A 22,497-nucleotide genomic window follows, 5' to 3' on the forward strand; every position below is an offset into this window, starting at 1 on the left:
TTTCTAGTGAGCGCCAAGATGGAGCGTGGCCTCCAACTGCTCAGGCATTACCCATCTTGTGCGTTTTGGTGTTGCCGCCACGCCAGCAACCGTTGCTGGGCGGCGCGGAGGGTCTCGTTGCGTTTGGCGAAGCAAAACCGGGCCAGCAACGGTAAATCGTGCTGGCGGGCGTAAAAGGCCGAGGGCGGGATCGCGGCGACGCCAACTTCTTGGGTGAGGAAGCGGCAGAAGGCGACATCGTTGCGAAAGCCGGTTGATGAGATATCGGCCATCAAGAAGTAGCTACCTTCGGTCGGCAAAACCGGCAAATCAACACTTGCCAATATCTCGGCCAAGAGCCGGTAGCGGGCGGTATACTCAGCCCGAAACTGGGCGTAATAGCCGTTGTGCAACGCCTCTTCGAGTGCCGCCGCAGCCGCAAATTGCAACGGGGTGGCGGTGGCGAAGGTGATCCACTGGTGGGCTGCGCGCAGCGCAGCGTTGAGGTGGGCCGGGCCGACTGCATACCCGATCTTCCAACCGGTGAGGCTAAAGGTCTTGCCAAGACTGTTAATCGTCAAGGTGCGCTCCCACATTCCCGGCAGGGTAGCGATCGGAATGTGTTCGGCGCCGGCAAACACCAACTGGTCATAGACCTCATCCGATACCACCACCACATCGTACGTCTGGCACAGCTCGGCGATCTGCTCAAGTTCGGCCCGGCGAAAGACCTTGCCAGTCGGGTTGTGCGGGGTATTCAGCATTACCAAGCGGGTGCGCGGCGAAAAGGCGGCTTGCAATTCCGCCGGATCAAACCACCACCCTGTCTGACCGTTAGACGGTGGGTGGAGGCGGACGAGTCGCGGCACGCCGCCGGCCATGGTCACATCAGGCAGGTACGCATCATAAAACGGCTCGAACAGAATCACCTCGTCGCCGGGGTTGACCAACGCCTGCACTGCCGCAAAGAGCGCTTCGGTTGCGCCGCTGGTGACAGTGACTTCAGTCTGTGGATCGATCGTGCGCCAGTCGTGGGCCTGCCACGTGGCAGCGATCGCTTCGCGGAGCCGGGGCACGCCAATGTAAGGTGCGTACTGGTTGGCGTCGGCAGCGATGGCGCTGGCAGCCGCTTGCTTGACCCATTCCGGCCCGGCGAAATCAGGAAAGCCTTGCCCTAGATTAACCGCGCCGCACTGCACGGCAAGGGCGCTGATTTCGGCAAAAATCGTGGTACCAAACTGGCGAACGCGCTCGGCGCTGGGTGCTGTGGTCATCGGTGAACCTCTGGTGTCTGGCAGAAGAACCGGCTTGCTGTATGGTACCACAGACCGGTGCAACTTTTGCGACTGCACCGGCGTCATACCGGCAGTGAATGAGTGAATGAAGGATGAGCGCACTGAAGGAGGAAACGTATGTCGTTTCAGAATGATCAAACCCGCCTGATCGGTCTGTTGCTGGTTGCGTTGGGCATTGTCGCGATCTTCAAGTTGTGGTGGCTGGTACCGATGGCGTTGCTGGCCGGCGGTGGCATCGCCATCTACCGCCGTCAGCGCAGCCTTGGCCGCACCAACGAAGCGGTGCAGGCCTTGTTGTGGGGTGTGGGCTTGGCGCTGCTCTCGCTGATCAATTTGGTGTGGCCGGGCATTCTGGTGCTCGGCGGCGTGAGCCTGCTGCTGATTGGCCGCGAGGCCGAGGTTGAGCAGCGCATGTGGGCATTGCTGGGGCAGGCGTTGAGTTGGAACCGTCGCCCTACCCCGCCACCGGCGAGCAACAAAGTACAGATTATTGAGAAGGACGGTGAATAGCCGTTCCTTCTCCCAACACCTTCACCAACCACGTTCGCACCGCCGCCCGTGCAGCCTCGGCGGCGGGCGAACCATCGGTGTAGAGCGCACCGGAACGCACGGTCGCTATCGTTTCGCGGAATTGCTGAAATGCAGGCACACTGGCGAGCCGGCTCGGTCGATCTGGGCCGGCTGCCAGATCAAGCAGCGCTTCTGGCCGGTTGGAAAAGACGATGTAGTGCTCGATCAAGCCTACCGCGCGCAGCGGGCTGGCAATCTCGCCAACATAAATCGTCGTGTCGCCGGCTCGCTGTTCGGTAAACGTTTCACCCCGGTTGCGGCGCACATCCAGATATTTTTCTAAAAAGATCTTGGCGAGTGGATCGTTGCGCGACGCCAGAAAGACCAATACCTCGCCATTCTCGACCAGATCGGCGGCCACGTCATTCGTGACTGGGGTAAAGTCACGCACCACGACCACAATATCGCTCCCGATCCATGTGATTACATCGCTATCGAGCTTCACGCCAAGCATGGCGGCCACGTTAGCAGTCGCATCTGCCGGTATGGTTAGGCCAAACACCTCGCTGAGCGCCCGTTCGATCCGCGGTTGTTCGGGAATATCGCTGAGGGTTGGCGATAAACTCGCATAAAGCTGTACATCTGCCGGCAGTAATTCAGCCGGCGCCGGGCCGCGTTGGATGGTCGTGAACCAATAGATGAAGAGTGCGCCGAGCACGGCGGCGATCAGGGTGATGGCAAGCCCGCCGATGAAAGCGTAACCAAGCCCGCGTTCGCGGGGCATCGTTGATGTGTTGATCATAGTTTTGTCAGATAATCGTTTATTTCACTCTTAGCCATGGTACCATGATTCGTAATCAAGGTTGTTGCGTTCAGAGGTATTTGGCTGTCCTTACGATAGGCGGGCCTATATGCGGATCGAAACCTTGCCGCCGGCAGCGGCGGTTGGGCATATTCTCTGTCACAATCTGGCCGATGCGCAAGGACGGAAAGCCTTTAGTAAAGGCAGGCGGTTGCGCGCCGAGGATGTGCCGCGTCTGATCGAACTGGGGGTGCCAGCGGTGCGGGTGGCGGTGTTGGCGCCTGATGACATCCACGAAGACGGAGCGGCCATCCGTTTGGCGCAGATCGTGGCTGGGCCGGGAGTCGCGATCGGTGAACCGTACGCTGGCCGGGTGAATCTGAGCGCAACTATTGCCGGCCCATTGCTGATCGATGCTGAAGCCTTATTGTCAATCAACCTGATCGACGGCCTCACCGTAGCGACATTGCCGCCCTATACACTGGTTACGGATGGGCAGATGCTCGCAACGATCAAGATCATCCCATTCGCTGTACCAGAAGCCGATCTCGCCCAAGCCGCTGCTGCGACTGGCGAATCCGGCGTATTGCGGGTAGCGCCGTTGGTGCGGCGACGCATCGGGGTCGCACTGGTGAGCAGTCCGGCGGCGCGGGCGCGGGTGGAACGAGGCATGTTGCCGGCGATTGCCGGACGGATTGCCGATCTGGGGGCGACAATGGTGGCGTGCCGAGATTTGTCGCCGGACGAACAAGAAGTGGCCGCCGGCCTCGTAGCGTTGATGGCGGCGGGGGCTGATTTGATCATCACTGCTGGCGAAACGTCAGTAGTCGATCGCGATGATGTCATCCCGCGCGCTGTGCAGCGGCTTGGCGGCGAGATTGCCCATTACGGCGCGCCGGTCGAGCCGGGGAATCTGTTGTTGCTGGCCTATCTTCACCACACCGGTGATGTTGTCCCGCTGATCGGCGCTCCCGGCTGTGTGCGTTCGCGTGACCAGAACATTGTTGATCTGATTCTGCCGCGCTTGATGGCGAATGAACGGCTGGGCCGGCGCGAGATTGCGACGTTTGGACTCGGCGGCTTGCTTGGCGCCTCCCGGCGCGGATGAGGCATGAACCGGCCCGGCGATGGCGTGCGGCAGTGGTACTGCCGCATCTACCAGTGCGTTGACCTTGGCGCTCTTCGCGACCTCGATCTCTGGTGCAACTTCGCCGCAGCCGTCTGCGTAATGGTAATATATCTGCCAGCACGCCTGAAACGCTGAAAGAGGGGAATCATGAACCTTGAAAGTCTGTACCACGACCGGCGCGAAGCGGCGTTGGCCGATTTCAACCGGGCTATTGCGCTCGACGAGAACTATGCGTGGGCCTACTTTCAGCGTGGGCAAGTGCTGCGTGAATTGGGAAGGATGGAAGAGTCGTTGGCTGATCTGACGCGAGCGTGTGAGCTTGATCCTGAAGATGCAGCGTATCATGCCGAGCGCGGCGAGACGTTGCGCATGCTGCGCCGCCACGAAGAGGCTATTGCGGCCTTTTCGCGTGCGATTGAGTTGCGGCCTGAATATCCGTGGGCATTGGGGAGCCGTGGTCAGGTATGGCGGGCAATGCGCCGCCATCACGAGGCGCTCGCCGATTTTGACGCGGCGTTGGCGCTGAATCCGGCGCTGGCATGGGTGCATGCCGAGCGCGGTGAGGCGCTGCGCGCGCTGCGCTGCTACCCGGAGGCGATCGAGGCGTTTACGCAGGCGTTGGCTATTGACCCCGATTACCCATGGGCGCTGGGCCATCGCGGCATTACCTACCGCGAATTGCGCGATTATCCGGCGGCCATCGCCGATTTTGACGCTGCCATCGCCTTGCAAGACAATCTGGCATGGCTCTATGCCGAGCGCGGTGAAGCGCGTCGCTTAGCCGACGACTACGATGGCGCGTTGCTCGACCTCAGCCGCGCTATCGAGCTTGATCCCGGCTACGCTTGGGCGTTAGGCAGCCGCGGCGCGACCTTCCGCGCGCTTGGCGATGCCGAAGAGGCGCTAGCTGATTTTAACCGCGCGCTCGAACTCGATCCCGGTTATGCGTGGGTCTATATGCAACGTGGCCTCTTGCATCGCGCCGCCGATCGAGTTGATAAGGCGCTGGCCGATTTCAGCCGCGTGATCGAGCTTGAACCCAACCACGTGGGGGCATTGGCCGAACGAGGCGAGATTTTTCGCCTGCGCCGCCGCTACAACGAAGCGTTGGCCGATTTTAGCCGCGCGATCGAATTGCAACCCGATCATGCGTGGGCGCTGGGCAGCCGCGGGCAGGTGTATCGGGTGTTGAGCCGCTATGAAGAAGCGTTGGCCGATTTTAACCGCGCACTCGAACTGAAACCCGATGTGGTGTGGGTGCTCGCTGAACGTGGCGAAACCCATCGTCTTATGCGCCATTACAATGAGGCGATCGAAGATTTCAACCGCGCCCTTGAACTCAGCCCCGATGACTCGTGGGTGCTCAGCCGTCGTGGCGCGACTTATCAGGCGCTGAAGATCTACGAAGAAGCGTTCATTGACCTGACCCGCGCCGTCGAGATCGATCCCAATAATGCGTGGGCATGGGCGCAGCGCGGCTCGCTCTTCCGCCAGATGTAAGCAGAAGTGCTATGGAGTGCGGCAGTGTAACGGCCACTCATGCGTGGGCATGGGCGCAGCGCGGCTCGCTCGTTCGCCAGCGTAGAGGCGGACTATGGAGTGCGGCAGTCACACTGCCGCACAGTATCGGCTAGCTGCAGGTGGCCCCAATGGGCTATGCATGCCGTTTCCTCTCTCAACTTGTGGTATCATCACCCCAGCGGAGTGATACTCATTCTGAGGAGGGATTGCGCAGCCATGGACGCTACCCATCCGCTTCATCCCCGCCCGATCCGGGTGGTGATGCTGGCGCGCGCAGTCTTCCCGCTGCACGGCTTTGGCGGGATTGAGCGGCATGTCTACCATCTTACCAAGTATCTAACAAAGTTGGGGGTAGAGGTCACGCTCTATGTGCAGACGCCGCCAGCCAATGCTGAACGCGGTGATCTGCGTCCCCACGCGATCGAGACCCTCCGTTACGACTACATCACGCCCTTGCTGCCGCCAAACGGTGTGGTTGGCCGCCAGATCAATTTTCCGGTGTACAGTTGGCGAATTGGTCATCTTGCTGCGCAGCGCGTGCTGGCCGGCGGGATCGATGTGGTGCATACACAAGGGTTGTGCGCCTTTGGCTACGCTATGGCCCGCCAGCGCGATCCGCGTCTGCACAGCACACCGTTTGTCGCTAACCCGCATGGCATGGAAGAGTTTCGCACGCCTGACCGGGCCAAATGGCTGGCCTATGCCCCGTTCCGGCTGCTCTACGCCTACGGCCATCGCCAAGCCGATCGGGCTATCGCCACCGACGCCTGCACCAAAGACGACCTGCCCCGCTACCTCGGCGTTGATCCGGCTAACGTCGTGGTGATCCCTTCGGCAATCGATGTTGAAGAGTGTCTTGGTCAAGTGCGCAGCGATCTGCGCGCGGCGCTGCGGTTCCGGTTGGGTTTGACGAGTGGTGGCCCGATGTTGCTCAGCGTGGGCCGGCTCGAACCCAACAAGGGTTTTGATGTCTTGATCGCGGCGCTGGCCCGCCTGCGCAGTGAATTGCCGGCCAATTGGCGCTGGTTGCTGGTCGGCAGCGGCTCGGCGCGCGAGGCGCTCGAACAGCAGGTGCGCGCAGCCGGGATTGCCGAGCACACCCTCTTTGTCGGACGGCTCAGCGACGAGGAGTTGCATAGTCTGTACGAAGAGATTGACCTCTTTGTCCACCCTACCCGCTACGAAGGCAGTTCGCTGGTCACGCTTGAAGCGATGATCCACCGCCGGCCAGTGGTGGCTAGCGCAATCGGCGGTATTCCCGATAAGGTCTTTCCGGGTCGCAACGGCTTGCTGGTGCAGCCGGGTGATGTCGATGATCTCACAGCCCAACTGCGCGCTGCGTTGGCTGCCCGCGCGCGCTGGCCGGAATGGGGTGCGGAGAGTGAGCGCATTGTGCGCTCAACCTTCGATTGGCCGGTCGTGGCCCGGCAGACGCTGGCCCTCTATCACGAGTTGCTGGCCGGCAACCATACCTCACACCCCGCCCGATCGGGATGATCAACCACCAACGCTGTGGCCGGATCGCGCCGGAGTATCCACAAGATCAGCAGATCACCGCCGGCAGCGAGGGTCATGATCGCGCCGAAGCCGGTGACCATTGGCCAGTTGCCGGCAATGCCGATCACGCCAGGGATGATGCCAAGCGCCACGCACGGCAGAGCCGTGCCGAAACGATAGGCATTGATCGGCAACGGCTGTTTGGCATGGGCAAATGGCGCGAGTCCTTTGATGCTAAAACCGAACGTGATCGCGCTTAGCGGTAGGCGTCCGGCAATCATCCATCCCGCAGCATGCAACCCTTCGTGAACGAGAACGCCAATCACGAAGGCTAGTAATATTTCCCATGATGCGGTCAGTAACATCGTTTGATGAATAAGGGTGTGCGCAGCAATGAGCAAAAGCGCTAGCGGCAGGCCAAACATCAGCGCGCCAAGGTTGGCTTGCGCAAACGAGACCGAGCGATCGATCCGTTGGTAAGCGGTTTGGGTGCCATTCATCAGGCGCACCTCGTGGCGGGATATGGGGGATAGGGGCTATCTGTACGGTATCGGCGGCATGTTTGAAATAGCTAGCCTTTTGCCCCTTTCTCAGTATCTAACAAGGTGAACTGTAGTTAGTCTAGATCATAAGCTGCTCGCACTGAATTTAGAGAAGGGTTAAATGCTATAACCAGTTCGGCAGAAAAGCTGCTAATTGCTTAGCAAAAGCGCTGATCAAATCACGAACTGAATTGGTTAAATCGCCATGGCGTTGCAGCCAATCTTCAGTCAGCAGATCTGGTTGAAATGGTCTGAACAGTTCACCTGATAACATCACCGTTTGGGTCATACCGCCGAGCATGCCTCTGTCGCCAGCCTGCAAGTTCCAGCCACAACCCATGACAATATCGGATAACAGAGTATAACGCCACCCAACAAAACTCCGTTGTTCGTCAGCATGAACTTGGCGGATCACATACAATACCGTTGCTTTGGGTCGCGAGACATAGACGTAGCATCATTCTGCCGGTATTTGCGTAATATCGCCAGCAGGTCTTTCACAAAATTGGCTTCGTATGTGCGACAGGCCATCTTATCCCATTCAGACGAGAAGATGCAGGTTGCGCCCGCTCGTTCAAATGCTAGCCGGATGCCGCCAATGCCGGCGAATAGATCAATGAAGGTGATGGTCTTATCCATAAGGAGCATGTCCGAATTGGTTGCGTTTGAACGTAGTTGATGTATACAGTATGGTTTAATGGCTGTCCCGTTTATTACAAGGAGTCTCCCATGTCTCACCCTGATCTCCCTGATCTGCGCCTTGTCGCGCTCGGCGGCGGCGGCGGCAGTGCGCAGGTGTTGCTCGGCGCGCGGCCCTTTTTTGCCGAAAGGACAGCGATCATCGCTGTGACCGATTCGGGCCGCAGCACCGGCGCTGCCCGGATGATCGCTGATATTCCCGCTCCCGGTGATCTGCGTAACCTGTTAGCGACGCTGGCGGCTGATCCGCAAAGCCCGTTGGCGCGGTTGATGCAGTACCGGTTGCGCAGTTCCGCCTTGCCCTTGCTCGATGGAATGGCGGTGGGTAATCTCATTTTGGCTGGCTTGGCCCAGATGGAGGGTGATCTGGCAGCGGCAGTCGCTATGGCTCGCCAGATGCTGGCTTGCCCTGAGCAGGTGCTGCCCGTTTCAACGGCGAATACCCGTCTGTGCGCTGAGTTGGCCGATGGCCGGATCGTGGTCGAAGAGGCGGCGGTGCGCGCGCTGGGCAAGCCGCCGATCCGCCGCTTGTTCCTCGACCCGCCGGCTGCCGCGTACCCGCCGGCGCTAGAGGCTATCGCTGCCGCCGATCTGGTTGTGATCGGGCCGGGCAGCTTGTACACCTCGCTCTTGGCTACGCTCTGCTTTGATGGGTTGATCGAGGCGCTGCGGGCCACACCGGCCACCGTTGTCTTTGTCTGCAATACCACGATCCAACCCGGCCAGACTGATGGCATGACGATCGCCGATCACGTGGCGCGGTTGGTTGAAGTACTCGACCCCGGTGTGCTCGATGTGGCTCTGATCAACGATGCCAATGCGCTGCACCCGGCAGTGACGGCCCGCTATAGCGCCGCCGGTTTGCATCCGCTGCTGGTGACTGATGCCGACCGGCAGGCAATTCGTGCGCTGGGGGTTGAGCCGCTGGTGCGTGAGCTGGCTGAACCTGACCCCGGCCCGCGTGAGTTGTGGAATAAGGCCGATACTATCCGCCATGATCCCCAGACGCTAGGGCTGGCGCTGTGGAAGATCGCGCTCGATCGGGTCGACTAAGCTGATAGGTTTGCGATACAGGAAACAGATCCGTCCGGGGCGCGCGCCGGCGATGCGGGTGTAGAATGCTTGCGGTCCGACCCAGCCAATCTCGATCTGGCGATAGCCGGCGCTCGCCATCGCGGCTAGGGTGGCGCAGAGCAGCGTGCGGCCAAGGCCATGGCCTTGCAACGCTTCCTCAACACCGGTTGGCCCAAAGGTGCCCCAGAACCCGCTCACATCCCAGCACGCAAAGCCGCCGTACTCGCCATCACGTTCAGCGATGAGCGCAGTCGGGGGATCGGCGCTCACCGCTTGCATGGCTTCCCACTGCCATGCCGCGCCCCAACGCTCACCGGCCCACGCCGCAAGTGCTGTCTCCCCATACCGGGCGTGCCGGATACTCCACTGTTTCGGATCGGTGCCGGCTAACCAGTCGCGCCCGTTCAGCTCAACGGTCATATTGAGCGTTTCTCCGGCCAGCTCGTACCCTTGTTGGGCCAACAGTGCCTGCATCGCCAGATTCGTCTCCGGCACTCCCGGCCAAAGATAGTTAGGCGCGAGATTGCCCACCCGCAGCTCGTGTACGCCGATGGCTTGCAGCCGCTGTTCTAGCTCGTTCAGCAAGCGAGTGCCAAGACCTCGGCGTTGCCACGCTGGGTCAACCGCCAACAAGCGCGCTCCGCCTGTGAGCAGGTCATCGTGCCGGCGCACACTCCCTAATGCCACACCGATCATGCGCTGGTCATGCCACGCCGCCACGTGCAGGTCAGGCCGCGCATCGGGTTCGGCGGTCACCAACCGTCTGATCAGCCGCTCATCAACCGGATCGCTCAGGCTCCGCTGTGCCAATGCGAACACGTATGCGCAATCGCTCGCTGACAGCTCGCGGATTTGGATCTTCATTGCTGACCACGAAACTTCTCGCCGCGCACCACTTGCACATCAGTCATATACGCGATCACGGCGAAGTGCGAGAAATAGGTTGCGGCCAGATGTTGCAGGATGCTCTCGGCAACTTCCGGCGCAACCAGCGTTTCGATCCGCAGGCTCTGCCCTTCCCACTCGCTGGCATGCACGCCGCGGGTGCCCTCGCCATGCACTGCGCCGACGGTATAGCCACGCGCACCGAGCTGGCGCAGGTCGTGCAAGATGCGCTCTTCCAGAATTGCTTCGGAGATGATAGTGACAAGTTTGACGGTAGTTAACTCCATAATTGTTAACTCCATAATTAATGATCCTTCCTCATGCCCCGCCGGTAATCCATGTTGCCAGTGTGTAATAGATGGGGAGTCCAATGGCAAGGTTAAACGGGAAGGTGATACCGAGCGCCGCAGTCAGATAGAAGCCGGGGTTGGCTTGCGGCAAAGCGATGCGCACCGCCGCTGGCGCCGCGATATATGAGGCGCTGGCGGCTAAGACTCCCAAAATCGTACTACCGCCGAGCGAGAGACCGGCGAGATGTCCGAGCGATACTCCGAGTATCCCGTTGATAATTGGCATGATAATCGCAAATCCCAGCAGAAACAAGCCCGCCGTCGGCAAATCGCGGAACCGGCGGGCCGCGACCATGCCCAATTCCAACAGAAAGAAGGTGAGCGCACCTTTAAACAGATCAACAAACAGTGGCGCCACCTCTTTGCCGCCGCGCGGGCCGGCCAGCCAGCCGATTACCATACCGCCGATAAGGAGCAAAATGCTTTTGCTGGTGAGCAATTCGCGCACCGCAGCCTTCCAGTCGCCGCCTTGCTGCCCGCCCGCCATTTGCGCGATCAATAAGGCGATCACAATTGCCGGCACCTCGAGAATCGCCACCAGCGCCGGCATAAAGCCCTCAAACTTGATCCCGATCGTATCAAGAAATGTCTGTGATGCGGCAAACGTCACCGCTGACACCGAACCGTAATGCGCCGCCAGCGCCGCCGAATCGGCGATGCTCAACTTTCCGAGCCGGCGGGCAACGGTGTAAGCCATCAGCGGGATGATCACGCCTAAGATGAGGGTTGCCAGCGCTGGCGCCCAAAAGACGGCCAGACTCGTCTCCGCCAGCGCCACGCCGCCTTTGAGACCAATCGCTAACAAGAGGTAGATCGACAAGGTCGTGTACAGTTCATCGGGTAACTTCAAGTCGCTATGCACCAACGTGGCAATGATGCCGAGCGCAAACGCCAACACCATCGGCGAGAGCAGATTGATCTGCATCAGTTCAAGAATAGTCATACCATTTCCTTGTGCAAGTGCGCTTTTGCCTATAGTGTATATCCTATCATTTCACGTAACGGCGTTGACAATGATACAATATCAGCCATCGTTCGTTGGTTTGTACACAAGGAGTTCCTCCCTATGGCCGCCACGATGCCGGTATCGTCAGAGCGTTTGCCGCTCGCTACTCGTCTCGCTTTTGGCGCCGGTGATCTCGGCCCGGCGATTGCCACGATTGTGGCTTCGTTCTTCCAACTCTATTTCTTGACCACCATCGCTGGATTGCCGCCCGGTTTGGCTGGTACCATTTTGCTGATCGTCAAGATCTGGGATGCCGTCAACGATCCGATTATCGGTTGGTTGACCGACAAGACCCAGACCCGTTGGGGCCGGCGACGGCCATGGTTGCTCTTCGGCGCCGCGCCGTTTGGCATCCTCTTCTTTTTGCAGTGGGTGGTGCCGCCGTTTGATGTCACCGGCAAGTTTATTTACTATTTGATGATTGCGCTGCTCTTTGATACGGCCTTTACGGTGGTTAATGTTCCCTATACGGCGCTCACGCCTGAATTGACCCGCGATTACGATGAGCGCACTGCGCTCAATTCCTACCGTTTCGCTTTTAGTATCGGCGGCAGCTTGCTCGGCGGGATTTTGCATCAGACTATTGTCGGCCAGTTTGCCGATCAGCAGACCGGGTATCTGGTGTCGGGAGCGGTGATCGGGGTGCTGATCACGCTGCCGTTCCTCTGGTGTTTCTTTGGCACCCGCGAACGCTACGAGCCGGAACCCGGCGCGGAAAAGCTTAGCCTGCTCGACCAAATTCGCTATGTGTTCAAGAATCGCCCGTTCCTCTTTGTAGTCGGCATCTATATGTTTTCGTGGTTAGCGGTGCAGGTCACATCGAGTGTGTTGACCTTCTTTATCGTCTTTTGGCTGGGCAGTGTGCCGCAGTTTCCGACGACCGCCTTCGGCCTCACCTTTGCCAGCGCCAACGATTTGATCCCGATTATGCTCTTTGCCGTGCAAGGCTCGGCGCTGGCCTTTCTGTTTGTGTGGAGCGCCGTCAGCCGCCGGATCGGCAAGAAGGCGGTCTATATGATCGGCAGTCTGATCTGGATTGGCGTGCAAGCATTTCTCTTTTTTCTTCAGCCTGAACAGATTGTGTTGGCGATTGTGCTTGGCGTGGTGGCCGGGGCCGGCGTGGCTACGGCCTACCTCATTCCGTGGAGCATGATGCCCGATGTGATCGAACTCGATGAATTAGAGACCGGTCAGCGCCGCGAAGGGATGTTTTACGGGTTTATGGTCCTGCTGCAAAAGATGGGATTGGCGCTCGGTCTGTTTTTGGTCGGTCTCGTCCTGCAATTTGCCGGTTTCAACGAACGTCTGCAGCCCGGCCAGCAGCCGGAAAGTGCATTGTTGGCGATTCGTCTGCTGATTGGCCCGCTGCCGACGGTGATCTTGATCTGCGGCATGATCTTGACCGCCTTTTACCCGATCACCAAAGCCAGCCACGCCGAGACGCTGGCGCGGCTGGCGGCGCGCCACAACCGAAACTAAGACGCAAAGGAAGCAGAGGCGCAGGGAATGTAAACGCAAAGACGCAAAGGGCGCCAAGAGCGCAAAGGGATGATAAGGGATGGGATAGTTGCATAGGTGGTTATGCCTGATATGACCAGCCCACCAGCATCTATCACGCCGCCCGCAGATCCCGGTAAAACTGCCAACTTCTCTTTTGTCCCCCTCCAAAACCTCTGCGCCCTTTGTGCGCTCTGCGCCTTTGCGGAGCCGGGCAGCCGTCCGGCTCTACAGCGCCTTTGCGTCACCGGCTGCGCGTGACCCCAATTCGTGGGCATACATCGTGGATCGGGCAGATGCTGCACTTCGGCGACGTGGGGTGGCAGATGTTTTGGCCCAACGTCACCAACAGCCGGTTGATCGGGATCCAATACTGTTGCGGCAGGTTGGCCCGCAGCGCCATTTCGGTCTCTTCCGGGGTGCGGGTCTGCACGTACCCCCACCGGTTGCAGATGCGGTGGACGTGAATATCAACGCAGATGCCGGGCAGACCAAAACCGGCGGTCACCACCAGATTGGCCGTCTTGCGGCCCACGCCGGGCAACTTGAGCAGTTCATCAAGATCAGACGGCACTTCGCCGTTGTACTTTTCCAGCAGTATCCGGCAGATGGCGACAATCTGGCGCGCTTTGACCCGGTAAAAACCGACCGGATAGATCAGTTCGGCGATGCGCTCTTCACCGAGCTCCAGCATCGCTGCCGGCGTATCAGCAACGGCAAACAAGCGCGGCGCAACCACGGCGGTCAGCGTGTCTTTGGTGCGCAGGCTGAGGATGGTGGCAATCAAAATGCGGAATGGCGTCTGGCTCACTTCCCCCATCTGGTCAATCAGCGGCAGCGTAAACTTGGTCAGTTCGCGTTCCAGCGTCTCTACCACCTGCTCGATTGGGAACTGCGTCGCCGTCACAAAACCTCCTCTTCCTCCTAGCCAACTGCGCTGGCGTACCGTATGATGATACTCGAACTCATTGGCGCAAGGCAACCCGTGGCGCGTGGGGCGCCAGTTTCATTCACCTATAGGAGCGCGTTCGTGAACAAATGCTGGTTGATTTGGTGGATAGCCTTCCTATTGATCGCGTCCTGCGCTATTGCGCCACCCACGCCCGTGCCATCGCCCACGGCCACGCCTGCGGGAGAGTTGCCAACCGCTGTCGCCACCTTGCCCTCGTCAGAGTTGCCAACCGCCGTCCCCACGCTGTCGCCAGCCACAGCAACGGGAGCAACAGCCTCACCCACACCTGTCCCTGCCGTGCCCCTTCCTGCACCGGTCTATGTGATCCAAAACGGTCAGGTCATGCGGCTCGACCCCGACGGCAACCGTCTCGTCCAGATTACCTACGAACTACAGCCGGTGCGCGAGTTGAGCGTCGCCGAGAACGGGACGCTGGTCTACCTCACCGGCGATGAACTGGTTGTCCTTGATGGCGCTGGCCGGCGGATGCTCGTGAGCGAACGTGCTATCAGCCATCCCCGCATTTCGCCGGATGGTCAATATGTCGTCTACCATCTCACCGATCCGGCCCCCGGTTTGATCATTGGGCAGGATGATGCGCCGAGCGGTGTATACTTCAGTGACATCACTGGCGGTCGGCCTAGCTTGGGGATTGCCGATGATCCTGAGCCGGCAGAACCAGACTTCGCCAATCCGGCGTGGCGTTATCTACCGGTTGCGTGGTCGCCAAGCGGAGTACAGCTCTTGCTGTTCGCAGTGATGCTCCCGGAAATGGGCATACCCGGCGGTGAAGCGGTGATTATCGGGCCGGAAGACGAGCCGGTGCGCGCCTTTAGTTGTTGCGAAGAGGAGCTGTGGAGCGTTGATAGCCGCGAGATAACGGTGGCCGGCGGTGGCCCCGGCCCTGATATCCGGTTTGGCCTCTACCGGATCGACGCTATCAGTGGCGAGGAATTCGTGGTTCTTACGAGCAGTGAAACAGCGATTCCGCTGGTGCGCGCGCCGCAACGGCTGGCCGATGGCGTGATCTATGCGTTTGTGGAAATGGCGCCAGCCAGTGAATATAGCTGGGACTACCCCTTCCGCCCGCAAATGGTGCAGGTCAGCGATGATGGCGTGATCACGCCGCTGCGTCCAGAACAATTCGACGAACCGGTGCTGGTCTTGTGGGATTGGCAAGGGCGGGGTGCGCTGGTGCGCTTTGCCGACAGTGAGTCGTTAGCCTGGTTGCCGGCTGATCCGGCGTTGCCGCCGCTTACCACGGCTGCCGCCGGATTTGCCTTCACGTGGACTCCGGTGGCGGATCTGGCGGCGCGTGATTGCGCGCTCTTCTCAACGCTGGCCCCGCAAGCGGCGGCAGAGCGCCGCTACAATCCAGCGGTCGCCGACGCGCAGGGCCGGCTAGCGGCGCTCGGCTTCGATCCCGGCCCGATTGATGGTCTTTTTGGTCCGGCGACCGCCGCGGCTGTCCGCGCCTTCCGCGCCGCCGCCGGCCTGCCGGCAGGGGATAGCATGGATTGTGCGACGTGGCAAGCGTTGTTGGCCCGTAGCATTGCGTTGTAATGGGGGCAACTTGCTAGCATTGCGCGGTCAGGCACATCGCTGTGCTGGGGGCCGGTTGCCCGTCACACGCTGCATCGCCAGCGCATCGTGCCGGCAGCGAAACCACATAAACGAAGTGAAAATGCACAACACCGATGATTATCCCGTCTGATCTCGCCGAACGGATTACTGCCATTCACGCTGCGCCGCACCGGCTCGTGCTAGCGTTTGCCGGCGCCGGCAGCATAGGGTTGGCGTGGCTGCATGCAATTGCTGGATCATCGCGCACGGTGCTTGAAGCGATTGACGCCTACTCACCGCGGTCGCGCTTGGCACTCACCGGCGACCTCAATGCCCCAGCGGTCAGCGCCGAAACGGCTCAGGCGATGGCAGCGTGGGCCTACCGGCGGGCGCGAGTGGTGCGTGAAGGCGAATGGCCGCTGTTGGGGGTTGGCCTCACGGCGGCGATCATCACCGACCGCGAACGGCGCGGCGCCGACCACGCCTTTCTCGCTATCCAAAGCGCTACTGGCATACAAGTCAGACATCTCGCGTTAGAACGCGCTGGCCAGCAACGACTCGATCAAGAAACCCAGATCAGCCGCTGGCTGATTGATGAAATCGCCCGGGCGTGCGGCATCCCATCGTAAAGTCGCCCGCTGGCGGGGTGCAGCAACGAGGCTGCCTTCCCACTTTTTATTTACACCACATTCGCCCCCAGCTTTGGTGACTTCGTGAAGAATAGCGCATTCCAGTGCAACATGACTCGATTTCTTGACAATTTGCCCGCCCTATGGTACTGTTCAGGCATTCTGCACGTCTCAAAATCAGCGCATGGGAAATAGAGTGCGTCACACAAGGTTGTGCAAAGCAACGCGAGCGGGAGGCATCAACGGTTGAGCAACCGCTTATTTAGCGTACCTCAGTTTTTGAGCGCTATGTTGGCGCGATTGGTTACGGATGACGAGGTGGGAGCAGCGCGGGAGTGAACCATCAGATACTCTGCGGCGTTGGGTAACGTCGCATCGGGTGCGAGCCAATCGTTGCTGCTGTCAGCTCTGGTCATCATAGAGAGTTGTTCGTTCTAGGAGTGAGGAGGTTTCTGTGTCGCACAAACGGCTTTGGGCATGGATGACCCTGATGGCAGTGGCGGCGATGATTCTGGCGGCGTGTGGCAGCGGCCAACCGCAAGCGCAGCCGACCGCAGCCCCTACCGCGCCGGCAACAGCCGCTCCGGCGCCGACGGCTGCCCCGCAACCGACGGCTGCCCCTGAGCAACCGACGGCTGCACCGGCTCCAACCACACCGCCGGCAGCGCAAAAGGGCGGTAAGCTGACGATTCTGTATTGGCAAGCGGTGACGACGCTCAACCCGCACTTGGCGACCGGTACTAAGGACTTCGACGGCGCAACTGTCATTCTGGAGCCGCTGGCTCGCTACAATGAGAAGGATGAGCTGGTGCCCTTCCTCGCCGCCGAAATTCCGACCATTGCGAATGGCGGCGTTGCGGCTGACGGCACCAGCGTAACGTGGAAGATCAAGCCGGGTCTCAAGTGGTCGGATGGCACTGACTTCACGATTGACGATATTATCTTCACGTGGAAGTACTGCGCCGATCCGGCGACTGCTTGCACCACCAAGGCGGCCTTCGATCCGATCGCGAACATCGAGAAGATCGATGACACGACGTTGAAGATTACGTGGAAGGAACCGACCGCCGATCCGTACATTGCCTTCGTTGGCCCCTTCGGCATGATCTTGCAGCAGAAGCAGTTTGGCAACTGCATTGGTGCGGCGGCCAGCACCAGTGCCGAGTGCCAAGCGGCCAATCTGGCCCCGATCGGTACCAATGCGTGGCAGCTGCGCGAGTTACGGCCCGGCGATACGGTGATCTACGAGCGCAACCCCTTCTTCCGCGATGCCGATAATGTCTTCTTCGATGAGGTCGAGATCAAGGGCGGCGGTGATGCCACCTCGGCGGCGCGCGCGGTCTGCGAGACGGCCGAAGTTGACTTCGCGTGGAACTTGCAGATTCCGAAGGCAGTGCTCGAGCCGATTTTGGCCAGCGGCAAGTGTGATGCAATTGCCGGCGGTTCGTTCGGTGTCGAGCGCATCGTGGTCAACTTCGCCAACCCCGATCCGGCCTTGGGTGATAAGCGCAGCGAGCCGGATCAGCCGCATCCGTTCCTGACCGATCCGGCGGTGCGGCGCGCGATCTCGCTGGCGATCGATCGCAAGGCGATTGCCGAGCAGCTCTATGGCCCGACCGGTGAACCGACCTGCAATATCTTGGTGGTGCCGGCAGCGGTCAATTCACCCAATACCAAGTGTGATCGCGATGTGGCCGAAGCCAACCGCATTCTCGACGAGGCCGGCTGGGTGCGCAACGGCCCGGTGCGCGAGAAGAATGGCGTGAAGTTGATCGTCAGCTTCCAGACCAGCATCAATACCCTGCGCCAAGGCGAGCAGGCGATCATCAAGTCGAATCTGGCCGAGATCGGCATTCAGGTCAACGTCAAGGCGATTGATGCTGCCGTTTTCTTCGGTGGTGATGCCGGTAATCCCGATACGTTAAACAAGTTCTACGCCGACCTGCAAATGTACACCAATGGCCCCAACTCGGCTGATCCACAGCAGTATCTACAAGGCTGGATCTGCGCTGAGCGGGCTTCATCGGCCAATCAGTGGAATGGCAGCAACGACGGTCGCTACTGCAACCCGGAATACGACGCGCTCTTCGAGCAGTTGAAGCAGGAACTCAATCAGGAGCGCCGTGCGCAACTGGCGATCCAGATGAATGACCTGCTAGTGAATGATGGCGCGGTGATCCCGCTGATCAACCGCCGCACGCCCAATGCCAAGCTGAAGAACCTTGAAGGCCCGACCTTCAATACGTTCGATAGCAGCATTTGGAACATCGCGACGTGGCGGCGCATGCCCTAAGCGGTGATATTAGCCGGTGAGATGGCAGAGACGCACGGCTGTGCGTCTCTGCCATATTCGATATTTGATTAGGTAGGCATTGTGCGCGGTCTGGGGGCGATACACCATGTTGCAATACATCATTCGGCGTGTTTTGATTGCGATTCCTACGCTCTTGATTATCAGCTTTGTGATTTTTGCCGTGCTTGCGCTTGCCCCCGGCGATCCATTGGCGCAGTTCGCTCTCAATCCGGCAATCCCTGAGTCGACCCGTGAATTGATCCGGGTTCAGTTTGGTCTCGACCAACCATGGCCGGTGCGCTACGTGCGCTGGCTTACCTCGCTGCTGCGCGGTGATTGGGGGTTTTCGTTCGGCACTCGCGGGCCGGTGCTTGATCTGATTTGGCAGCGGTTGCCGCAGACGTTGATCGTCGTAGGCACCGCCTATCTGATCGCAGTCTTGCTGGCCATCCCGATTGGAATTATTTCTGCCGTTAAGCAATATTCAAGCTTTGATAACGTCGCCACCTTTTTTGCGTTTGTCGGCTTTTCGGTGCCTTCCTTTTTCACCGGTCTAGTTTTGATGCTGGTATTTGCAATTAATCTGAAGTGGTTTCCAATTGTGTACAATACCACATTACAGGTGGTTGACTGGGACACCTTTACCCAGCAAGTCCGGCAGATGACGCTGCCGGTGACGGTGCTAGTCGTGCAGCAGACGGCGGCGCTGACCCGCTTTATGCGCTCGTCGATGCTCGATAACCTGAACCTTGATTACGTGCGCACGGCGCGGGCCAAAGGTCTCAGTGACCGGATGGTGGTGCTGCGCCATGTGCTGGTGAATAGTCTGATACCGGTGGTGACGCTGATTGCGCTCGGTATTCCGACCATCTTCGCCGGTGCGATTATTACCGAGAACCTGTTCCGGGTAAATGGGTTAGGGGCGCTGTTGATCACCTCGATCAATAATTCTGATACGCCGGTGGTGATGGCCTTGACGTTTATCTTTGCAATTCTGACAGTGGTGTTTAATCTGATTGCCGATATTCTGTACGGTGTGCTCGATCCGCGGGTGCGGTATTCGTAATCAGCTACACGATTTGTCTAGAGTCATCATCGGAAAGGGTGAGCGTTCGATGTCTGAAATAGAACTCAATGGCGCGGTCGGTCTCTCGCCTAGCGCCCGCGCTCAGCAGATGACCAGCCGGATGCCGGCCAAGCCGCGCACCTTGCTCAGCGATGCGTGGCGGCGATTCCGCAAGCACCGGCTGGCGATGCTAGGGGTGGTCGTGTTGCTGACACTGGCGTTGATGTCATTTGTTGGCCCGTACTTCTACATTCCGCGGCTAGCTGCTGAACTAGAGGCGATTGGGTCGCCATTTTTGCAAGAGCAGGTTGATCTGCAAACCGCGATTGATCACCTTGACTTCATGAGTATTTTATCCGGCCCTAGCGCCATCCATCCCTTCGGCACCGATGACCTTGGCCGCGATCTGCTAGCCCGTGCGCTGTACGGCGGCAGGGTGTCGCTGTTGGTCGGGCTGACGGCGATGGCGATTGCGATTTCGCTCGGCACGATTATCGGCGCGACGGCAGGGTTTTTTGGCGGGGTCGTTGATCAAATTTTGATGCGGATTACCGATCTCTTCCTCTCGCTGCCGGTGATTCCGCTTACCTTGCTGGTGGTCTATCTGTTCCGTGATCCGGTGATCAAGGCAATGGGCTCGCCTGAAGCCGGCATCTTTACGATTGTGGTGACGGTGATCGGCTGTCTGGCATGGATGAGTACGGCCCGCATTGTGCGCGCGTCGTTCCTCTCGCTGAAAGAGAAGGAGTTTGTTGAGGCGGCGACGGCGCTAGGGGTGAGCCGACCAGCAATTATGTTCCGCCATATTCTGCCGAATGCGATTGGCCCGATCATTGTCGCCGCTACGCTCGAGGTCGGCAGCGCGATTATCACCGAGTCGACCCTCTCTTTCCTTGGCGTTGGATTCCCGCCTGACACGCCAACGTGGGGCCGGCTGGTGACCGATGGCAGCCAGTATCTGCAAGCGGCGCCATGGTTGGCGCTGTTCCCCGGCGGGTTGATCTTTTTGACAGTACTGAGCATCAATTTTGTCGGTGACGGGTTGCGCGATGCGCTCGATCCGCGGTCTCGGTTGTGAGGTACAATGATGTCGGTACACAGGGGTTGTTTTTCACCGGAACTCGAATATGACCCATCACCTGACGCCATTGCAACAGTTGGCGGTTGAGGCGATCCAAGAGGACGAACGGCTGACCGCTGGGTTAGATGATGCACAGGCCGGGGAATTGGTGCGCTGGGCCACAGCGCGGGCCACTGAGCTTACCCGCGATACGGTTGATGAAGCGGCTGCCGAAGCGGTTACGCAAGCGATCCGCTGCGCCGTGCGGGCGGCGGCGCGGGCCGATGGCGCGGTGGCGACGGCTGAGCAGGCGTTGGCAAAGGCCTTGCCTTCAGCGGCTGCACTCGCGTTGACCGCCTCGCTGACGTTTGGCAGTGCTGAACCACCGGCGGCTTCACTCATTACTGGCGCGGAAAGCGCACTGGAAGCCTCTTTAGGCGCCGCTCACGATACACCCGCAACTTCGCCATCCCCCTCCCTTTCGCCCCGGTTGCCGCGCCGGTGGCCGGAATCGTTGCCGCTCAGCCTGTTGGCGCACCTTGGCCGGCGGTAGAAAGGCGCACCGCTTGCCTGATGTCATTGCGAGCCGCCGGAGGCGGCGCAGCAATCCCCCGCGAGCGCGGGAAGGGTGGCTGAGCGGGTTGATTCCTCTGAAGGGGAGATTGCTTCGGTCGGGCACCACCCAGCGTAGCTGGGTGGCACCGCTCCCTCGCAATGACAGAAGGGCTGCGCGCCCTCGCAATGAAACGATGCAACATGATTGCTCACCTTCTTAGATCCTTTGCACGATCGTGAGGATTCTATGGCGCGAAAACCTGCTTCATCGCGCTCGCCGCAGCGTCTCAATCGCACCCAAATGATCTTGCTCTTTCTGACCCTTGCCCTCGGCTTCCTGATTACCGCCGGGATTATCGATCTGCGCCGGTTCGGGCTTGACCCATCGCTCCTTGGTATCGAAACGCCGCCGACCCCCACCGTCAGCGGGCAAATGGGAGGGATGACGGTCTACTTCACCACTCCCTCGTTGGTGTACCCCGATATTCCGCGCAACCGGGTAACGCCGCCGTACCTGCGCAATATTCTCAACGATATTGCCCAAGCCCGCCAAAGTATTGATATGGCGACCTTTGAGTATACCTTGCAGCCATTGGCGGAAGCCCTCGTCGCAGCGCATCAGCGCGGCGTCAAGGTGCGGTTGGCACTTGATCGCGAGAGTTTGGAAGATCCGGTTGACGCTAAATTTGCTGGAATTGTGGAAGATGCGGGCATTCCGGTAAGTTGGGAGGATTCTCCTGCCTTTCTGCACAGCAAATTTATCATCATCGATAACAAGATTGTGTGGACTGGCTCGTGGAATGCGACTATTAACGACACCTATCGCAATAATAACAATCTGCTGCGCATAACCATGCCGGAAATTGTCGAGAATTATCGGGTGGAGTTTGCAGAGATGGCTGCGGGCCGGTTTGGTAACAGCAAGCAGGCTAAGACGCCATTTTCCCGCATTACCACTGCGCAAGCGGCGATCGAGAACTACTTTACCCCGCGTGAACGGCCCGCCGCGCGAATTGTTGAATTGATCAACGGCGCGCGCCGGTCGGTGTTATTTATGGCCTTCTCGTTCACCAGTGACGAGATTGCCGGCGCGATGATTGCCCGCCAGCAGGCAGGGGTGCCGGTACGCGGCGTGTTTGAGCGGCGCAATGTTGGTGGTACTGGTTCGGAGTTCGGGCTCTTGCGTGATGGCGGGGTCGAGGTGCTCGAAGACGGCAATTGCTACACGATGCACCACAAGGTGATCATTATTGACGAGCGGATTGTGATTACTGGTTCGTACAACTTCACGGCCCGCGCCGAACGCACCAACGACGAGAATCTGCTGATTATCGACGACCCGAAGCTGGCGGCTGAATATCTGGCCGAGTTTGAGCGGGTGTTTGAACAGGCGCGCAATCCGACGCGGTGCCAGTCGTGAATAGGCCTGTCCCTCTCAGTGTGCAGGCCGTTGCCTCATGTCATTGTGAGGGTAAGCTCCCCGTTGTCATTGCGAGGGCGCGGAGCGCCCGAAGCAATCTCCCGCTTCGGCGAGAGCGAACCCACAGCGGCTTGCTGCTGTGCTCGGGGGAGATTGCTTCGCCGCGTGGGGCA

General features: G+C 59.6%; 22 protein-coding genes. 13 read left to right on the forward strand and 9 right to left on the reverse strand.

Annotation, left to right across the window (positions count from 1 at the left end):
• Window positions 1–47 precede the first annotated feature (47 nt).
• Complete coding sequence (locus U9R61_RS06320; RefSeq protein ID WP_322487967.1) at window positions 48–1,253, reverse strand: methionine aminotransferase; 1,206 nt, start codon at window positions 1,251–1,253, stop codon at window positions 48–50.
• Between the two features lie 138 nt (window positions 1,254–1,391).
• On the opposite strand from U9R61_RS06320, the gene U9R61_RS06325 reads away from it, so the two are divergent.
• On the forward strand, window positions 1,392–1,784 hold the full coding sequence (locus tag U9R61_RS06325) for a hypothetical protein (protein WP_322487968.1): 393 nt from the start codon (window positions 1,392–1,394) through the stop codon (window positions 1,782–1,784).
• Here U9R61_RS06325 and U9R61_RS06330 read toward each other — a convergent pair.
• Window positions 1,762–2,586, reverse strand: coding sequence for a DUF3352 domain-containing protein (locus U9R61_RS06330; protein WP_322487969.1), 825 nt, complete (start codon window positions 2,584–2,586; stop codon window positions 1,762–1,764). The genes U9R61_RS06325 and U9R61_RS06330 overlap by 23 nt on opposite strands.
• Before the next feature lie 109 nt (window positions 2,587–2,695).
• Between U9R61_RS06330 and U9R61_RS06335 the strand changes: the two genes are divergently transcribed.
• From U9R61_RS06335 to U9R61_RS06345, 3 genes are all read left to right on the forward strand, one after another.
• The gene (locus tag U9R61_RS06335) at window positions 2,696–3,694 is read left to right on the forward strand and encodes a molybdopterin-binding protein (protein ID WP_322487970.1); all 999 of its coding nucleotides are present in this window, start codon (window positions 2,696–2,698) and stop codon (window positions 3,692–3,694) included.
• A 168-nt stretch (window positions 3,695–3,862) separates the two neighbouring features.
• Complete coding sequence (locus tag U9R61_RS06340; RefSeq protein WP_322487971.1) at window positions 3,863–5,215, forward strand: tetratricopeptide repeat protein; 1,353 nt, start codon at window positions 3,863–3,865, stop codon at window positions 5,213–5,215.
• Window positions 5,216–5,452: 237 nt separating this feature from the next.
• Window positions 5,453–6,733 (forward strand): glycosyltransferase family 4 protein, encoded by a 1,281-nt coding sequence (locus U9R61_RS06345; RefSeq protein WP_322487972.1) that lies wholly within the window; start codon window positions 5,453–5,455, stop codon window positions 6,731–6,733.
• Here U9R61_RS06345 and U9R61_RS06350 read toward each other — a convergent pair.
• From U9R61_RS06350 to U9R61_RS06360, 3 genes are all read right to left on the reverse strand, one after another.
• A complete protein-coding gene (locus U9R61_RS06350) occupies window positions 6,682–7,233 on the reverse strand; it encodes a DUF3267 domain-containing protein (RefSeq protein WP_322487973.1) in 552 nt (183 codons plus the stop codon). The two genes, U9R61_RS06345 and U9R61_RS06350, sit on opposite strands and share 52 nt — an antisense overlap.
• 166 nt (window positions 7,234–7,399) lie before the next feature.
• Window positions 7,400–7,690 (reverse strand): hypothetical protein, encoded by a 291-nt coding sequence (locus U9R61_RS06355; RefSeq protein ID WP_322487974.1) that lies wholly within the window; start codon window positions 7,688–7,690, stop codon window positions 7,400–7,402.
• The gene (locus tag U9R61_RS06360; protein ID WP_322487975.1) at window positions 7,687–7,914 is read right to left on the reverse strand and encodes a DNA cytosine methyltransferase; all 228 of its coding nucleotides are present in this window, start codon (window positions 7,912–7,914) and stop codon (window positions 7,687–7,689) included. The genes U9R61_RS06355 and U9R61_RS06360 overlap by 4 nt, the downstream gene beginning before the upstream one ends.
• Before the next feature lie 90 nt (window positions 7,915–8,004).
• On the opposite strand from U9R61_RS06360, the gene U9R61_RS06365 reads away from it, so the two are divergent.
• The gene (locus U9R61_RS06365) at window positions 8,005–9,027 is read left to right on the forward strand and encodes a gluconeogenesis factor YvcK family protein (RefSeq protein ID WP_322487976.1); all 1,023 of its coding nucleotides are present in this window, start codon (window positions 8,005–8,007) and stop codon (window positions 9,025–9,027) included.
• On the opposite strand, the gene U9R61_RS06370 is transcribed toward U9R61_RS06365, so the two are convergent.
• The 3 genes from U9R61_RS06370 to U9R61_RS06380 are packed head-to-tail and all read right to left on the reverse strand — an operon-like array spanning window position 8,983 to window position 11,226.
• The gene (locus U9R61_RS06370) at window positions 8,983–9,912 is read right to left on the reverse strand and encodes a GNAT family N-acetyltransferase (protein ID WP_322487977.1); all 930 of its coding nucleotides are present in this window, start codon (window positions 9,910–9,912) and stop codon (window positions 8,983–8,985) included. The genes U9R61_RS06365 and U9R61_RS06370 overlap by 45 nt on opposite strands.
• The gene (locus tag U9R61_RS06375) at window positions 9,909–10,220 is read right to left on the reverse strand and encodes a P-II family nitrogen regulator (protein ID WP_416208824.1); all 312 of its coding nucleotides are present in this window, start codon (window positions 10,218–10,220) and stop codon (window positions 9,909–9,911) included. The genes U9R61_RS06370 and U9R61_RS06375 overlap by 4 nt, the downstream gene beginning before the upstream one ends.
• Before the next feature lie 31 nt (window positions 10,221–10,251).
• Entirely contained in the window at window positions 10,252–11,226 is a 975-nt protein-coding gene (locus U9R61_RS06380; RefSeq protein ID WP_322487979.1) for a sodium-dependent bicarbonate transport family permease, read from the reverse strand.
• Between the two features lie 123 nt (window positions 11,227–11,349).
• Between U9R61_RS06380 and U9R61_RS06385 the strand changes: the two genes are divergently transcribed.
• Window positions 11,350–12,768 (forward strand): MFS transporter, encoded by a 1,419-nt coding sequence (locus U9R61_RS06385; protein WP_322487980.1) that lies wholly within the window; start codon window positions 11,350–11,352, stop codon window positions 12,766–12,768.
• A gap of 262 nt (window positions 12,769–13,030) precedes the next feature.
• Here U9R61_RS06385 and U9R61_RS06390 read toward each other — a convergent pair whose 3' ends face one another.
• Entirely contained in the window at window positions 13,031–13,693 is a 663-nt protein-coding gene (locus U9R61_RS06390) for an endonuclease III (protein WP_322487981.1), read from the reverse strand.
• A 123-nt stretch (window positions 13,694–13,816) separates the two neighbouring features.
• Between U9R61_RS06390 and U9R61_RS06395 the strand changes: the two genes are divergently transcribed.
• The 7 genes from U9R61_RS06395 to U9R61_RS06425 all read left to right on the forward strand — a co-directional run bounded on the left by U9R61_RS06395 (window position 13,817) and on the right by U9R61_RS06425 (window position 22,324).
• Complete coding sequence (locus U9R61_RS06395) at window positions 13,817–15,301, forward strand: peptidoglycan-binding domain-containing protein (RefSeq protein ID WP_322487982.1); 1,485 nt, start codon at window positions 13,817–13,819, stop codon at window positions 15,299–15,301.
• 134 nt (window positions 15,302–15,435) lie between these two features.
• Window positions 15,436–15,930 (forward strand): hypothetical protein, encoded by a 495-nt coding sequence (locus U9R61_RS06400; RefSeq protein ID WP_322487983.1) that lies wholly within the window; start codon window positions 15,436–15,438, stop codon window positions 15,928–15,930.
• 481 nt (window positions 15,931–16,411) lie between these two features.
• Window positions 16,412–18,223, forward strand: coding sequence for a peptide ABC transporter substrate-binding protein (locus U9R61_RS06405; RefSeq protein ID WP_322487990.1), 1,812 nt, complete (start codon window positions 16,412–16,414; stop codon window positions 18,221–18,223).
• A 106-nt stretch (window positions 18,224–18,329) separates the two neighbouring features.
• Window positions 18,330–19,289: an ABC transporter permease gene (locus U9R61_RS06410; protein ID WP_322487984.1), complete on the forward strand. Its 960-nt coding sequence runs from the start codon at window positions 18,330–18,332 to the stop codon at window positions 19,287–19,289.
• 49 nt (window positions 19,290–19,338) lie between these two features.
• Window positions 19,339–20,367, forward strand: coding sequence for an ABC transporter permease (locus U9R61_RS06415; RefSeq protein ID WP_322487985.1), 1,029 nt, complete (start codon window positions 19,339–19,341; stop codon window positions 20,365–20,367).
• Window positions 20,368–20,416: 49 nt separating this feature from the next.
• Window positions 20,417–20,902, forward strand: coding sequence for a hypothetical protein (locus tag U9R61_RS06420; protein WP_322487986.1), 486 nt, complete (start codon window positions 20,417–20,419; stop codon window positions 20,900–20,902).
• A gap of 249 nt (window positions 20,903–21,151) precedes the next feature.
• Window positions 21,152–22,324 (forward strand): phospholipase D-like domain-containing protein, encoded by a 1,173-nt coding sequence (locus tag U9R61_RS06425; RefSeq protein WP_322487987.1) that lies wholly within the window; start codon window positions 21,152–21,154, stop codon window positions 22,322–22,324.
• The last annotated feature ends 173 nt before the right edge of the window (window positions 22,325–22,497 follow it).

Source organism: Chloroflexus sp., from assembly GCF_034431535.1.
Lineage (GTDB): Bacteria > Chloroflexota > Chloroflexia > Chloroflexales > Chloroflexaceae > Chloroflexus.